Genomic DNA, 14,232 nt, shown 5'->3' with positions numbered 1-14,232 from the left:
CCCTAGCTCCAGGCCGCGACGGTGCCGCGGCCGATGTCGTAGACGCTCTTGACGTTCACGGCGTGCTTGAAGAGGCCGTAGCCCATCTCGACGACCATGGTCAGCGCGACCAGCACGGCGAGCGGCCCGGCCCGGCGCACGCTCACGACCCGCTCCAGGACGAAGGTGCTGCCGACGGCGAGCCAGAACGGCGAGAACGCCAGGGTGCCGTGGGCGGCCGCGGTCGCCGTGAGGGCGACGTACGTCAGGAAGAAGAGCAGCTCGATCATCGAGAACGCCTGGCGGGCGGCGTACGGCAGCGTCACCCGGGTGAGCCCGTAGGTCCGCAGGTTGTCCAGTGCGCCGCGTTGCCAGCGCACCCGCTGGCGCCACAGCGAGCGCCAGGTGGGCATCACCTCGGTGCTCACCCAGCACTCCATCGGCGAGAGGCACTCGTGCCCAAGGGTCTTGATCGCCAGCGTCAGCTCGCTGTCCTCGGTGATGTTCTGCTCGTGGTAGTAGACGTCCGGACCGTCGGCCGTGCCGCCGGAGAGCTGGCCTTCGCGACGCGCCTGGCCCACCTCGCGGATGGTCGCGACGGTGTACGCCGTGGCGGTGCCCGTGAGCACGAAGGCGCGGTTGTGGGCCCGGCGCGCGAGCTGGCGGGCGTAGCGGACGTACTCCATCCGCTGCAGCAGCCCGATGAACCCTGCACCGCGCTGGCCGTAGAAGATGCCGCCCACCGCGCCCACGCCGGGCTGCGCCAGGGTGGCCAGCGCCCGCTCGACCCAGTCGGGGGCGATCACCGAGTCGGCGTCCATCACCATCACCACGTCGTCCTCGTCGAGCCGCGGCAGCAGCCAGCGCAGGGCCTGGTTGAGCGCCCCCGCCTTCTTGCAGCCGTTGCGGGTGGAGCTGAAGACGCGGGCGCCGGCGGCGCGGGCCCGCACCGCGGTGTCGTCGGTGCAGTTGTCGGCCACGACCACGACCCGCTCGGGCGGGACGGTCTGGCGGGCCAGGGACTGGACGGCGGCCCGGATCCCCGCCGCCTCGTTGTGGGCCGGCACGAGCGCGACGACCCGCCGGGCTCGGCGCGGCGACGGGCCACGGGCCGACACCGGTGCTGGTGTCGCGGCCCGCGGCCCGTCGTACGCAGCCACGGCATGGCGCATGCCGTCCCCCTTGCGCCCCCGAGCGGCAGTCCCCCGGCCGGTCCCCCCTGGTCCGGCTCTGCCTCGACCTTGGTGGCGGGCGTGCTGCGGAGCACCCTGAATCGGGGACGGGTACGCCAAATTGGTGACGCCGGCCGCTGTCCACAGGCCGCTGACGCCCGCGGTTCCACCTGCGAGCACGCGGGCAACCTCGCCCCATGGTCGGTGTCTCGGAGCTGCTCGCCACCCAGGATGGGGTGGTCAGCCGGCGCCAGCTCGAGGCCGCCGGCGTGGAGAAGCACGAGCTCGACCGGATGCTTCGCCGACGCGAACTCGTGCGCGTGCACACCGGCGTGTACGTCGACCACACCGGACCGCTGACCTGGCGGCAACGCGCGTGGGCGGCCGTCCTGGCCGCCTGGCCGGCCGCACTGGTCCTCGGCTCCGCGCTCGAGCCGCCCTGGGATGGGCCGATCCACGTGGCGATCGACGCCGGGCGTCGGATCGCCGACCCCGACGGCGTGCGGGTGCACCGGATGCGCGGTCTCGCACCCAGGGTCCTCTGGCACGTCGGTCCGCCGCGGCTCCGGTTCGAGGACAACACCTGGGAGCTGGTGGGCCGGGCCACCGACGAGCTCGCGGTCATCGAGCTGGTGACGGGCGCAGTCGCCTCGCGGCGTACGACGCCCGAGCGGCTGCGTGCGGCACTCGGCGCACGACCGCGGCTGCGGCATCGCCGCATGGCCCTCCGGCTCCTCGATGATGCGGCCGCCGGCACCTGCTCGGTGCTGGAGCACGGCTACCTGACGCGGGTCGAACGCGCGCACGGCCTCCCCCGCGGCCACCGCCAGCGGCGGCGTCAGGGAGCCCGCGGGTCGGAGTACCGCGACGTGGAATACACGGCGTACGGCCTCGAGGTCGAGCTGGACGGTCGCGTCGGGCACACCGGCTGGGCCGCCCAGAGCCGCGACGCCGACCGCGACCTCGACGACCACGCCGACGGGCGGGAAGCCGTGCGGCTGCGCTGGCGGCAGGTCTTCGGCACGCCGTGCCGCACGGCGAACCGGATCGGGCGCATCCTGCGCCGGCGAGGTTGGGACGGTTCGCTGGTCGCGTGCGGTCCCGGCTGCACCGCGGTGTGATCGTGGAGTCCGCGGCTCACCTGGTGCGCCGCAGACTCCACGATGTCGCGGTCGGCGGGGCCTGGAGCGTCACATGGTCAGCGCGCGGAACACCAGGTAGGCGGTGATCACGGCCATGAGCGCGATCAGAGCGTTGAACACCATCGTGCGACGTCGGTGCTCGACGACCGGATTGGCGCTCCTGCGACGGCTGGACACAGCTTTCCCCCAAGCGTGGTGACAGAACTCCCCGTTGTGTCCCGAGACGGCGCAAGCCTGCCAGCGAATCCCAGCAATGGAAGGGATTCCTCGCAAACTTCATGGGTGCGTAACGCGATCGCATCGGCCATCGGGTCGCCCACCTGAGGGACGTCCAGACCAGTCTCAGCTCGTTGGCAGGGCTGTGGCAGGTCCGCCACCGCCCGCGCCTCCTAGGGTGGGCGCGTGCACGTCAAGGAGATCGCGTCGGCCGCCGAAGCCGCAGACGGTACGTCACCCCTCGACGAGGCGACGCTCCTGACGCTGGCCCACCACCCGGAGCGGGTCCGGACGTGGACGCGCGAGGGTGGGTTCGCGCTGGTGATCGGGGACGAGCTGACCCTGGTGGTCCACCCGGACCACCGCAACGAGCGGATCGGCACGGCGCTGCTCGACGACGTACTGGCCGAGCACGACGGCGAGCTCAACGCCTGGTCGCACACCGACCACCCGGCCGCGGCGCGGCTGGCCCGGAGCCACGGCTTCGACAACGTCCGCGCGCTGTGGGTGATGCGCCGCGACCTGACCGACCCCCTGCCGGAGATGAACGTCCCCGACGGCATCGAGATCCGCGGCTTCCGCCCCGGTGACGAGGACGAGGTCGTGCGCGTCAACGCGGCGGCGTTCGTCGACCACCCCGAGCAGGGGGCGATGGACCGGGCCAACCTCGCGCAGCGGATGGCGCAGCCGTGGTTCGACCCCGAGGGCCTCCTCCTCGCCACCAGGCAGGGCAATGACCAAACGCTGCTCGGGCTGCACTGGACCAAGCACCACCCGGACGCCTTCGGCGAGGTGTACGTCGTGGGCATCGACCCGGCCGCCCAGGGCGGGGGCCTCGGCAAGGTGCTCACGCTGGCCGGCCTGCACCACCTCAAGCAGCGGGGCGCGACCGAGGTGATCCTCTACGTCGAGTCCGACAACGCCCCCGCGATCGCGGTCTACAGCCGTCTCGGATTTGGTCATTCTGCGAGCGACACCCATGTCATGTATCGCCGAAACCCTTAACATCAACCCCACGAGGTACCAACGGACTCGCTCATGAGTCCCCAGACCGGGCGGATCCGGGACAACCCGGAGTCGCAGTCCGGGGCCCGTCAGGGGAGGGACCGAACGTGCGACGCAGTGTCGGGCGATACCTCGAGCGCGACCGGCCGATCACCGGGGACGCGACGTCAGGACGTGTGTTCTGTCTGTGTGAGCACACGCGCTGACGGATTCCAGGCAACCCGCTGGGCGAACCCCGCCAGCACGGTTACCTGCGAGGCCGGTGGGCGTCCACTGCGGTGGACGTCCACCGGTCGCCGCTGACGAGGACGGTCAGCCGCGGAGGTTGGGCCGCACGTGCAGGCCCACGTCGGGATCGACCAGGACCTCCTGGCCGGCCGGCAGCCCGTCGACCGACAGCTGCGCGGTCACGTCGACGTTGCGCTTGAGCATCGCCAGCGCGATCGGGCCGAGCTCGTGGTGCCGGGCGGAGGTGCCGACGAAGCCGACCGCCTTCTCCCCCAGCAGCACCTCGGAGCCGCGCACCGGCAGCCGGTTCTCCGACCCGTCGAGGTGCAGCAGCGTCAGCCGTCGCGGCGGCCGGCCGAGCGTGTGCACCCGCGCGACGGTCTCCTGGCCGCGGTAGCAGCCCTTGTCGAGGTGCACCGCCGACGGGATCCAGCCGGCCTCGTTGGGGATCGTGCGGTGGTCGGTGTCGAGACCCGGGCGCGGCTCGCCGCGGGCGATCCGGAGCGCCTCGAAGGCCCAGAAGCCGCAGGCCGGACCGGCCGCCGCGGCGTACGACGTCAGCGACTCGCGCGGCACGAACTCGTAGGTGTGCGGGGCCGACGGCCGCCACATCACGGCCAGGGCGGGGGTCTCGTCGGTGACCTCGACGCGCATCATGAACTTCATCCGCTCGAGGAAGCCGATCAGCGCCTCGGCCGCGCCGGGCTCGGTGTGCGCGAGGAAGGACTCGCCGTCGTCGTACCCGAAGAAGGCGTGCTCGACGTGGCCCTGCGGCGACAGGATCAGCGCGCCGGTCCAGGTGTCGGGAGCCAGCGAGGACAGGTGCTGCGAGGTGAGCGAGTGCAGCCAGGTCAGCCGGTCGGGGCCCGCGATCCGGAGCACGTCGCGGTGCGAGAGGTCGACGAACCCCTCGCCGCGCTCGAGGGTGTGCTGCTCGCCGTAGAGCGAGCCGTAGTGCGCGGCCACACCCGCGTCGATGCCCTCGGCCGCAACGGCGCCGGGCAGGTCAAGCAGGGGGCTGGGCATCAGTGGTGCACTCCTCGCAATGGCCGAACACGGTCAGGTGACCGACGTCCGCGACGAACCCGTGGTCCGTGCGGAGCCGCTCCAGGAACGGCGCGATCACATCTGGTCCAACCGAGACGACGCGGTGGCAATTCCGGCAGACGAGGTGGAAGTGCTCGTGGTCGGTGACCGAGTGGTACGTCGGAGCGCGGTCGGACAGGTGCGCGTGCCGGACCAGGCCGAGCTCCTCGAGCACCTCCAGCGTCCGGTAGACGGTGGAGACGTTGACCGCCGAGGAGTCCTCGCGGACCCGCGCCAGCACCTCGTCGGGGGTGGCGTGGCCGAGCTCGTTGACCGCGCGCAGGATCAGCTCGCGCTGGGGGGTCAGCCGCTTGCCGCTCCCTCGGAGCCTGTCCCGGAAGTCCTCCTCGGCCACGGCGATCAGCCTCGCTGCAGACGAGCCCAGGTGTGCGGCTGGAGGGCCTCGCCCATGGCGGCCATGTCGTAGGCGTAGAGCAGGTCGCCCTCGACGTTGCCGTAGAGGCGCTTGCCCGCGACGTACTCCTTGGCGGTCTCGGTGCGGACCACCGCGTCGGTGGTCAGGTCGAGCTTCCCGCCCTCGGCGGTGCCGTAGTAGATCTCCACGAAGCCGGTGTTGTGGGTCAGCAGCAGCTCCACCTTGCCCTCGGGGCGGCAGCGCAGGAAGCCGGTCTCGATCGCGCCGTCACGAACCTTCTCGCCGGCCTCGTCGATGATCCACGCGCGCGCCATGTAGTGGAAGAACGGCCGCCCGTCGTGGTTGAAGATGAGCTCCTGGCTGAACTGGTAGGGCTCGATCGTCGGGTAGTCGCCGTGCCCGTTGCCGCGCCAGGTGCCGAGCAGCCAGGCCGCAGGTCCGCAGTCGGGGTGCAGGTTGTCGGGAAGCTCGAAAGGCATGCCCGCCAGTCTAGGGACGTTCGGGCCTGGGGATGCCTAGGGTGGGCCCATGCCCCGTCCCCTCGTCATCAAGGTCACCTGCGGCGACGAGGACGCCGAGCGCTGCAACCAGGCGTTCACCGTCGCCGCGACCGCCGCGGCCGCCGGCGCCGAGGTCTCCCTCTGGCTCACCGGGGAGGCCGCCTGGCTGGGCGTCCCCGGCCGCGCCGAGGCGTTCGCGCTCCCGCTGGCCACCCCGCTCGCCGAGCTCCGCGACGTCATCCTGCAGGCGGGCACGCTCACCGTCTGCACCCAGTGCGCGAGCCGCCGGGGCATCGGCGCGGACGACGTCCTGGACGGGGTGCGCGTCGCCGGGGCCGCGGTGTTCGCGGAGGAGATCCTCCGGCCGGACGCGCAGGCGCTGGTGTACTAGTCCGACCTCGCCTCGTCGCGCCGAAGATCTTCCCGCCGACCGCAAATCGGTCTAGTCTCACTCCGCCCACTCCGGAGGCAACGTCCGGAGCCGGGGCACAGACGCAGGGACAGGCGCCCGGGAGCCCCGTGGGGGGATGCTCCTCCGGCACCGCGGGGATCTCGGGCCCCACCCCTGCGGCGGTCGGTCGCGATCAGTCCAGCGCCGACAGGATCGCGTCGGCCAGCGCCCGCGCGCCGGCCTCGGTCGGGTGCACGCCGTCCCACGACAGGCCCTCGAGCCACTCCCCGGTCGGCCCGGTCAGCCCCGCCACCGGCACGTACGTCGCTCCCGTGTCCGCGGCGACCTGCTCGGCGGCCGCGGCCATCGGCGCGACCGACCGGCCCCAGACCGCACCGATCGGCGGCGGCCCGATGATCCACACCCGGGCGCCGGCGTCCCGCGCGGCCTCGGCCATCCGCCGCAGGCTCTCCACCGACACCTCCAGCGGCAGCTGGCGGAGCACGTCGTTGGTGCCGCCCATGATCACCACCGCCTGAGGCCGGCGGGCGAGGACGTCCCGCTCGAAGCGCGCCTCCATCTCGCCCAGGGTCTGGCCGGGCACGGCGACGTCCGCCTCGAAACGCCACGGCGACCGCGGGCCGCTCACCGCCCACCGCACCCACGACCCCTCGCCGGGCGTCCCGGTCACCGAGGTGGAGTCCGCCCAGGTGATCGAGTCCCCCATGAACACCGTCCGCATCGGCCCCTCCTGCTCGTCGTCCGCACCTCCCGGCCACCACGTGACCGCCGCCAGCACGACCACGACGACGACCGCCACGGCTGTGGCCAGGGTGACCAGCGTGGCGCGGTTCGACGTACGGGAGTGCATGTCGCCACACAACCACCCAGACGATGCCGTGCTACCGCGGACACCCATTACGCTCGGACCCGACATGAACGCGGCTGCCTCCACTCCCCCCGACGACGGCTCGGGCCGGCGCTGGCGTCGGCGCCCCGACGTCCCGGTCGCCGAGTCCCCCGAGCAGGCCCACAAGCGCGCCGCCGAGGCCGTCGCGGCCGCCGATCGCGCCACCAAGCTCCGGCAGGCCGCCGAGCTCGCCGCCGCCGAGCAGGCCGCCGAGCGGCTCGTCGCGGAGGAGTCCGCCGCCCGGGCCGCGGCCGCCCGCGAGCAGGCCGACCGCGCCGCGCAGGAGCACGCCGCCCTCGCCGAGCAGGCCCACCGGGCCCGGACCGAGGCCGAGCAGGCCGCCGCCAAGCACGCCGCCGAGCTGGCGCGCGCCGAGCAGGCCGCCGGCGACGCGACGCTGCGGCGGCAGGACGCCGAGGCCGCCGCCCTCAAGCAGACCGAGGCCGCCACGTCGTCGGAGGCCTACCGGGTCGCCGCCGAGGAGGCTGCGGCCTACCAGGCCGCCCAGCGCAAGGCTGCCGAGGAGGCCGCCGAGGCCCAGGCCGCTCTCGCCGACACTGCCCACACCGGCCGCACGTTCGCCGAGCAGGCCGCCCGCGAGGCCGCCGAGCAGGCCGCCCAGGCCCACGCCAACCGCAAGGCCGCTGAGCGCGCCGCCACCGAGCAGGCCGAGGCCGCCCAGGCCGCCCACGACGACCGGATCGCCGCCGAGGCCCGCGCCCAGGAGCTGGCCGAGGCGGCCGGGCTCGCCGCCGCGGAGTACGAAGCCGCCTGGCGTCGCGCGATCGAGGCCCGCGAGGCGGCCGAGCAGGCCGCCGCCGACCAGGCCGAGGCCCGCGCCGCGGCCGAGGCCATCGCGGCCGAGCAGGCCGCCGCCCGCGCCAAGGCCGAGGAGAAGGTCCAGCAGCACACCGACATCGCCCTGGCAGCCGTCGAGGCGCGTACGGCGGCCGAGGAGCTGGCCCGCCAGCACGCCGACCTCGCCCGGCAGGCCCACCAGGAGCGCACCGCGGCCGAGTCCGCCGCCCACGAGCACGCCGCTGCCGCCGGCCAGGCCGCCGCCGCGGAGGAGGCCGCCCACCGGGCCGCCGCCGAGCTCGCCGACGCCGCCCGGGTCGCCCAGGCAGCCCGCGAGGCCGCCGACCGCACCACCGAGGAGCACGCCGAGGCCGCCCGCGTCGCCCACGAGGCCCGCACCGCCGCCGAGCAGGCCGCCGCCATCCAGGCCGCGGCCCGCGAGGCCGCCGAGCTCACCGCCCTCGAGCACGCCGAGGCCGCGATCGCCGCGCACGAGGCCCGCACCGCCGCCGAGGACGCCAGCCGCGCCCAGGCTGCGCTGGCGGAGCAGGCCCACCTCGACCGCACCGCCGCCGAGGACGCCGCCCGCGAGGCCGTCACCGTCGCCGACGCCGCCGCGACCGCCCAGGCCGCCGCCCAGCGCGCCGCCGAGGAGCTCGCCGAGCAGGCCCGCCAGGCGCACGCCGGCCGGGTCACCGCCGACCGGGCCGCCGCCGAGCACGCCGAGGCCCGACGGGTCGCCGAGGAGTCGGCCGCCGAGGCCCAGCAGCGCCGCGAGGCCGCCGAGTTCGACGCCCGCGAGCACGCCAAGCTGGCCGGCCAGGCCGCCGGCGAGCGGCACTCCGCCGAGGCCCGGCTCGCCGAAGCGCTCCAGGAGCTCACCATCGCCCAGGACGCCCGGGCCGCCGCCGAGGCCGCCGCCGCCGAGCAGGCCAGGGCCCGCGCCCAGGCCGAGGAGGCCGTGGCCGACCGGGCCTACGAGCGCAGTGCCGTCGAGGCCGCCGTACGCCGTCAGGCCGAGGTCGCCGAGGAGGCGATGCGCGAGCGGGCGATCGCCGAGGAGCGCGCCCGCGACCTGGCCGCCGCGCTCGCCGAGACCCGCACGCTGCTCATGGACGAGATGACCCTGCGCCGGCGCTGGTGGCAGCGGCCCCAGCCCGTGGTGCTGCCGCCGCTCCCCGCCGACCACGCCGACATCGACTCGACCCCGCCCGGTCCGGCCCCCGACCTCGACCTGCTTCCCGACGCCGGTCGCCACGCCTCGGGCGCCGCCGCGGTCGTGACGCCGGGCGAGGGCACCGAGGTGATCACGTTCGGCCCGCCGCGCGGGGTGTTGCTCACCTCGAGCATGCTCGTGGGCGGCGCCGTGGTGCTCGCCCTGCTCAGCGCCCTGGCCACCGTCGGCGCGATGCCCGGCTGGCTGGCCTGGCCGACCGCGGTGCTCGTGCTCGTGCTGCTGGTCGGCGCGTGGATCGCGCGGCCGCCGACCTCGCACGTGCGGATCGACCGCGGCCTCGTCGACATCGTCGACGGCGGCCACCACCACCGCTTCGACCTCCGCAACGACCGGACCGAGCTCGCGATGGCGGGCGCGCCCGGCGAGAAGGAGTGGAAGGTCGAGTTCCTGCGCCGCAACCTCGCGCCGGTCAGCGTCGACGCGCGGATGGTCGACTCGGTGGCGTTCACCGAGGCGCTGCGGTCGTGGCGCCCGGGGCTCTGACCGTCAGGCCAGCGCGGCCTTGAGCTTGGCCGCGACCTCCCCCATGCACGCCCGCGACGTCCGGCCGACGCCGACGATGTTGAAGAAGCCGTGGATCTGGTCGGGGAACCGCTTGAGCTCCACGCTCACGCCCGCGTCGGCCAGCTTGCGGGCGTAGGCCTCGCCCTCGTCGCGCAGCGGGTCGAACCCCGCGGTCACGACGTAGGCGGGCGCGAGGCCAGGGTCGAGGTCGGCGTACGCCATCGACAGCCGCGGGTCGGTCAGCGACGTCTCGCCGACGTACGCGTCGTTGGCGAGGTCCATGTAGGCCTTGGTGAGGTAGAAGCCCTCGGAGAACAGCCGCGCCGACTCGGTGTCGCGGACCATGTCGGTCGCCGGGTAGATCAGCAGCTGGAAGGCCAGCGGCAGCCCCTCGCGGCGGGCCTCGATCGCCACCGACGCGGCCAGGTTGCCGCCGGCCGAGTCGCCGCCCACCGCGAGGCGGTCGGGGTCGGCGCCGAGGCCGACCGCGTTCTTGACCGTCCAGCGGTAGGCGTCGATCGCGTCGTCGTGCGCGGCCGGGAAGGGCGACTCCGGCGCGAGCCGGTAGTCCACGGCGAGGATGCGAACGCCGCTCCGCTCGGCCAGGAACCGGCAGCCCGCGTCGTGGGAGTCGAGGTCGCCGAAGACGAACCCGCCGCCGTGGAAGAAGACCAGCAGCGGCCCGGGCGTCGGGGCGTCCGTGGGGACGTACAGGCGGCCCGGCCGGTCGCCGACCGGGACGTCGCGGACCGCGCCGATGCGCTGGCTGCCCCCGGCGGCGCTCGCGTGCCGGACCGTCGCGGCCCGGCCCTCGGACAGCGGCAGCGTCTCCGCGCCGGTCTCGCGGGCCAGCCTCTGCAGCCGGAGCGTGAGCTGGGTGTCCGTGGCCAGGGTCTGCCCGTCCCGGACCACGGGCCGGCCGGCCAGCACCCGCTGGACCCGCTCCGGCAGGCCGAGGGTCGCCCTCAGCAGGGGACCCTGGACGCGGTGGTTGACGGCGGTGAGCTTCTCCTGGATGGTCACGCGGCAAATCTACCCGCGAGTAGGGCTCAGGCGGGCTCGAGTCTCGCCACGAACACGCGCCGGCCGGCCGGCAGCATCTCGGCCGCCACCAGCAGGCGTACGTCGATCTCCGAGCCGTCCTTGCGCAGCACCGGGACCGTGACCCAGCGGTCCAGCAGCGGGGCCCGGCCGTTGGCGAGGTGGAGGGTGAAGCCGGCGACGTGGGCCTGGCGGAAACGGGCCGGGATGATCGTGACGAGCCGGCGGCCGACCAGCTCCTCGGGTCCGGCGTACCCCAGCAGCTCGAGCGCCGACGGGCTGGCCGCGATCAGCCGGTTGGTGTCGTCGGCGGCCATCACCGCCAGCGCCGAGCCGCTGACCTCGTCGGAGGTCCAGCCGAGCGGCATGCGGGCCGCGGGTGCGGGCGCCGAGGTCGGGACGTCGGACCACGGGACCGGCGGCTCGCCGGTCGCCTGGCGCCGGATCTCCCCGCAGATCCAGTGGCGGAACGCCTGGACCTCGGGCTGGGTGGGCGGGGTGAGCAGGAAGCCCGCCTCGGCCATCCCCACGGCGGCCTCGAGCGTCTCGTCGAGCACCCGGAAGTGGTCGACGATCTCGGCCGGGACGTACAGCACCTCGCGGTCGCTGGAGACGAACGGCTCGACGGCGCTGACCATCAGCTCGTCGGCGTCCTCACCGACGTTCGGGGTCGGGAGGTTCTCCTGCAGGAACGACATCGCCTCGCTGGCGAGCGCGTGCGCCCACAGCTCGTCGGTGTTGGAGCCGGCGCCGATCCGGATCAGCAGCAGCTCGCGCAGCAGGGCGTCGGCGTGCTGCTGCCACACGGTGTGCAGCAGGAGCGGCACGTTGAGCAGCTCGACGTCGAGGGGACGCGGCAGCGAGCCGCCCGGCGCGACGACCCGACCAGTCTGGTCGTCCTCGAGGTCGGCGACGTCCCACTCCCCGAGGTCCGGCTCGTGGTCGCCGTCCTCGAGCTCGAACCAGACCACCTTGCCGGTGCCGCGCGGAGTGGTGCCCCAGCGGTCGACCATCGAGGAGACCAGGCGCAGGCCGCGGCCGGTGCCGGCGGTGACGGGGTGGTGGCGCTGCGTCGGCGCGTGCGGGCTCGCGTCCCCCACCTCGACGCGCAGCACGTCGCCCTCGACCCAGGCGGCGATGTCCATGCCGGTCCCGACGTGCACCAGCGCGTTGGTGACCAGCTCGCTCACGAGCAGCTCGGCGGTCTCCACGAGGTCCTCGCGACCCGCCGTCACCAGGGCATCACGGACGTAGCGACGTGCCTCGCGCACGCTCGACGGGTGCGGTTCGAGGACACGACGAACCCCCACCCCACCGTTGCCCACACTCCGTTTTGTACAGCATCCGGGACCCCTCCGACAGCCGCACCGCGTGTTCACCTCCCGATGCCACACTGGGCACATGACTCCGGAGACCGTGCCGAGCCCCGTCGTGACCCCGCCCGACGACCACGCCACGGACGAGACCTTCGACGTCGAGCCGCCCTACGTCCCCGACGACGAGTCCCTCGAGGCCGTCCAGAAGTACGACGACCGCTTCCTCGACCGTGAGCTGTCGTGGCTGCACTTCAACCAGCGTGTGCTGGAGCTTGCGGAGGATCCGACCCTGCCGCTGCTCGAGCGGGTCCGCTACCTCGCGATCTTCAGCAACAACCTCGACGAGTTCTTCATGGTGCGCGTGGCCGGCCTCAAGCGCCGGATCGCGGCCGGCGTCGCCGTACGCGCCGCGTCGGGCCTGCTGCCCCGCGAGGTGCTCGAACAGATCTGGACCACCACCCGCGAGCTGATGGAGCGCCACGCCCTGCTCTTCCGCGAGGTGATCGTGCCGGAGCTGACCGCCGAGGGCATCGAGCTGGCGCGGTGGGACGAGCTGGACCGCGAGGAGCAGAAGTACTGCAAGCGGCTCTTCCGCGACCGGGTCTTCCCGGTGCTGACGCCGCTGGCCGTCGACCCGGCCCACCCGTTCCCCTACATCTCGGGGCTCTCACTCAACATGGCCGTCGTCGTGCGCAACCCGAAGACGGAGAAGGAGCACTTCGCCCGGGTCAAGGTGCCGCCGATCTTCGCCCGCTTCGTGCCGCTCGGCAACCAGCGGTTCGTGCCGCTCGAGGACGTCATCCGCGAGCACCTCAAGCGGCTGTTCCCGGGCATGGAGGTGGGCGACGTCCACAGCTTCCGGGTCACCCGCAACGAGGACCTCGAGGTCGAGGAGGACGACGCCGAGAACCTCCTCGCGGCCCTGGAGAAGGAGCTGCTGCGGCGCCGCTTCGGCCCACCGGTGCGGCTCGAGGTCGAGGAGACGATCTCGCCGCAGGTGCTCGACCTGCTGATCTCCGAGCTCGGCGTGACCGCCGACGAGGTGTTCCGGGTGCCGGGGCTGCTGGACCTGCGCGGCCTGCACGACATCGCCGACCTGGACCGCGAGGAGCTGAAGTACCCCGCGTTCGTGCCGACCACCCACTCCCGGCTGGCCGAGGTCGAGTCCGCCGCTCCGGTCGACATCTTCAAGTCCACGCGCCGCCGCGACGTGCTGCTGCACCACCCCTACGACTCGTTCGCGACGTCGGTGCAGCGGTTCATCGAGCAGGCCGCGGCCGACCCGCACGTGCTGGCGATCAAGCAGACGCTCTACCGCACCTCCGGTGACAGCCCGATCATCGACGCCCTGGTCGACGCGGCCGAGTCCGGCAAGCAGGTGCTGGTGATCGTGGAGATCAAGGCCCGTTTCGACGAGCAGGCCAACATCCGCTGGGCGCGCAAGCTCGAGCAGGCCGGCTGCCACGTCGTCTACGGCCTGGTCGGGCTGAAGACCCACTGCAAGCTGGCGCTGGTGGTGCGCGACGAGCCCGACGGCATCCGCCGCTACGCCCACATCGGCACCGGCAACTACAACTCCAAGACCGCGCGGCTCTACGAGGACCTCGGGCTGCTCACCACCGACGCCAAGATCACCGACGACATCGCCCACCTGTTCAACAACCTCTCCGGGTGGTCGCGGAACGCCTCCTACCAGGAGCTGCTGGTCGCGCCGGACTCCGTGCGCACCGGGCTGGTGGACCAGATCCACCGCGAGATCCAGCACCACGAGGCCGGCCGCGCGGCGCGGATCCGGATCAAGGCCAACTCCGTCGTCGACGAGGCCGTCATCGACGCGCTCTACCTCGCCTCGCAGGCGGGGGTGACGGTGCAGCTGATCGTGCGCGGCATCTGCTCGTTGCGACCGGGCGTGCTGGGGCTGTCGGAGAACATCGAGGTGCGCTCGGTCCTGGGCAGGTTCCTCGAGCACAGCCGGGTGTTCTGGTTCGAGAACGGCGGCGAGCCCTCGGTGTGGATCGGGTCGGCGGACATGATGCACCGCAACCTCGACCGGCGGGTCGAGGTGCTGGTGCGACTGCCCGGGGAGGGCAACGTGTCGGCGATCGGGCGGCTGCTCGACCTGTCCTTCGCACCCGACACGAGCGCGTGGCTGTTGGGTCCCGACGGGGAGTGGGTCCGCAACGGGGGCGCCGTACACCTGCAGGAGGCGCTGATCGAGCACCAGCGCAAGCGACGCAGCCAGGCGGTCCGAGAGCTGGCGAACGGGAGCTGAGCGCGGCCTCACACCGGCGAGGGTTGCGTCTGCGCGCTCGCGACCCCCTAGCATGATGG

At 73.6% G+C, this 14,232-nt stretch carries 13 protein-coding genes; 5 read left to right on the top strand and 8 right to left on the bottom strand.

All coding sequences use genetic code 11. The annotated features are described in order from the left end of the window. Positions 1 to 2 precede the first annotated feature (2 nt). Positions 3 to 1,151 (bottom strand): glycosyltransferase, encoded by a 1,149-nt coding sequence (locus EJF31_RS13060; protein WP_125037440.1) that lies wholly within the window; start codon positions 1,149 to 1,151, stop codon positions 3 to 5. A gap of 197 nt (positions 1,152 to 1,348) precedes the next feature. Here EJF31_RS13060 and EJF31_RS13055 point away from each other — a divergent pair, with 197 nt between their 5' ends. Then, complete coding sequence (locus EJF31_RS13055; protein WP_125037439.1) at positions 1,349 to 2,272, top strand: type IV toxin-antitoxin system AbiEi family antitoxin domain-containing protein; 924 nt, start codon at positions 1,349 to 1,351, stop codon at positions 2,270 to 2,272. 69 nt (positions 2,273 to 2,341) lie between these two features. Here the strand turns inward: EJF31_RS13055 and EJF31_RS22345 are convergent, their stop codons facing one another. Continuing rightward, the gene (locus EJF31_RS22345; RefSeq protein ID WP_260430819.1) at positions 2,342 to 2,470 is read right to left on the bottom strand and encodes a hypothetical protein; all 129 of its coding nucleotides are present in this window, start codon (positions 2,468 to 2,470) and stop codon (positions 2,342 to 2,344) included. A gap of 225 nt (positions 2,471 to 2,695) precedes the next feature. Between EJF31_RS22345 and mshD the strand changes: the two genes are divergently transcribed. After that, positions 2,696 to 3,514, top strand: a complete 819-nt coding sequence (mshD, locus tag EJF31_RS13050) for a mycothiol synthase (protein WP_125037438.1) — start codon at positions 2,696 to 2,698, stop codon at positions 3,512 to 3,514. A gap of 312 nt (positions 3,515 to 3,826) precedes the next feature. On the opposite strand, the gene EJF31_RS13045 is transcribed toward mshD, so the two are convergent. From EJF31_RS13045 to EJF31_RS13035, 3 genes are read right to left on the bottom strand one after another with little or no spacing between them, the layout of a single operon-like run. Then, entirely contained in the window at positions 3,827 to 4,768 is a 942-nt protein-coding gene (locus tag EJF31_RS13045; RefSeq protein ID WP_125037437.1) for a folate-binding protein YgfZ, read from the bottom strand. Then, on the bottom strand, positions 4,749 to 5,183 hold the full coding sequence (locus tag EJF31_RS13040) for a Fur family transcriptional regulator (protein ID WP_125037436.1): 435 nt from the start codon (positions 5,181 to 5,183) through the stop codon (positions 4,749 to 4,751). Before EJF31_RS13040 ends, EJF31_RS13045 begins: the two co-directional genes overlap by 20 nt. A 5-nt stretch (positions 5,184 to 5,188) precedes the next feature. After that, positions 5,189 to 5,683, bottom strand: a complete 495-nt coding sequence (locus EJF31_RS13035) for an FABP family protein (RefSeq protein ID WP_125037435.1) — start codon at positions 5,681 to 5,683, stop codon at positions 5,189 to 5,191. Between the two features lie 49 nt (positions 5,684 to 5,732). Here EJF31_RS13035 and EJF31_RS13030 point away from each other — a divergent pair, with 49 nt between their 5' ends. Further along, positions 5,733 to 6,095 (top strand): DsrE family protein, encoded by a 363-nt coding sequence (locus tag EJF31_RS13030; RefSeq protein WP_125037434.1) that lies wholly within the window; start codon positions 5,733 to 5,735, stop codon positions 6,093 to 6,095. Between the two features lie 193 nt (positions 6,096 to 6,288). On the opposite strand, the gene EJF31_RS13025 is transcribed toward EJF31_RS13030, so the two are convergent. Beyond that, entirely contained in the window at positions 6,289 to 6,966 is a 678-nt protein-coding gene (locus tag EJF31_RS13025; protein ID WP_185736242.1) for a GDSL-type esterase/lipase family protein, read from the bottom strand. A gap of 64 nt (positions 6,967 to 7,030) precedes the next feature. On the opposite strand from EJF31_RS13025, the gene EJF31_RS13020 reads away from it, so the two are divergent. After that, the gene (locus EJF31_RS13020; RefSeq protein WP_125037432.1) at positions 7,031 to 9,523 is read left to right on the top strand and encodes a hypothetical protein; all 2,493 of its coding nucleotides are present in this window, start codon (positions 7,031 to 7,033) and stop codon (positions 9,521 to 9,523) included. Between the two features lie 3 nt (positions 9,524 to 9,526). Here EJF31_RS13020 and EJF31_RS13015 read toward each other — a convergent pair whose 3' ends face one another. Next, positions 9,527 to 10,567, bottom strand: a complete 1,041-nt coding sequence (locus tag EJF31_RS13015; protein WP_260430818.1) for an alpha/beta hydrolase — start codon at positions 10,565 to 10,567, stop codon at positions 9,527 to 9,529. 26 nt (positions 10,568 to 10,593) lie between these two features. Next, positions 10,594 to 11,988: a PAS domain S-box protein gene (locus EJF31_RS13010; protein ID WP_125037431.1), complete on the bottom strand. Its 1,395-nt coding sequence runs from the start codon at positions 11,986 to 11,988 to the stop codon at positions 10,594 to 10,596. Between EJF31_RS13010 and EJF31_RS13005 the strand changes: the two genes are divergently transcribed. Then, a complete protein-coding gene (locus EJF31_RS13005; RefSeq protein ID WP_125037430.1) occupies positions 11,987 to 14,173 on the top strand; it encodes an RNA degradosome polyphosphate kinase in 2,187 nt (728 codons plus the stop codon). The genes EJF31_RS13010 and EJF31_RS13005 overlap by 2 nt on opposite strands. Positions 14,174 to 14,232: the final 59 nt, after the last annotated feature.

Source organism: Nocardioides sp. LS1 (genome assembly GCF_003865225.1).
Classification (GTDB): domain Bacteria; phylum Actinomycetota; class Actinomycetes; order Propionibacteriales; family Nocardioidaceae; genus Nocardioides; species Nocardioides ginsengisegetis.
Note: the sequence above shows the minus strand (reverse complement) of the source record. Positions and strands in the feature narration are given on the sequence as shown.

What these genes read in the sequence shown, in the direction of transcription:
- EJF31_RS13055 (WP_125037439.1), top strand. Translation starts at nt 1,349, where the DNA reads ATGGTCGGTGTCTCGGAGCTGCTCGCCACCCAGGATGGGGTGGTCAGC.
- EJF31_RS13005 (WP_125037430.1), top strand. Translation starts at nt 11,987, where the DNA reads ATGACTCCGGAGACCGTGCCGAGCCCCGTCGTGACCCCGCCCGACGAC.
- EJF31_RS13060 (WP_125037440.1), bottom strand. Translation starts at nt 1,151, where the DNA reads ATGCGCCATGCCGTGGCTGCGTACGACGGGCCGCGGGCCGCGACACCA.
- EJF31_RS13030 (WP_125037434.1), top strand. Translation starts at nt 5,733, where the DNA reads ATGCCCCGTCCCCTCGTCATCAAGGTCACCTGCGGCGACGAGGACGCC.
- EJF31_RS13035 (WP_125037435.1), bottom strand. Translation starts at nt 5,683, where the DNA reads ATGCCTTTCGAGCTTCCCGACAACCTGCACCCCGACTGCGGACCTGCG.
- EJF31_RS13010 (WP_125037431.1), bottom strand. Translation starts at nt 11,988, where the DNA reads ATGTGCCCAGTGTGGCATCGGGAGGTGAACACGCGGTGCGGCTGTCGG.
- EJF31_RS13025 (WP_185736242.1), bottom strand. Translation starts at nt 6,966, where the DNA reads ATGCACTCCCGTACGTCGAACCGCGCCACGCTGGTCACCCTGGCCACA.
- EJF31_RS13045 (WP_125037437.1), bottom strand. Translation starts at nt 4,768, where the DNA reads ATGCCCAGCCCCCTGCTTGACCTGCCCGGCGCCGTTGCGGCCGAGGGC.
- EJF31_RS13020 (WP_125037432.1), top strand. Translation starts at nt 7,031, where the DNA reads ATGAACGCGGCTGCCTCCACTCCCCCCGACGACGGCTCGGGCCGGCGC.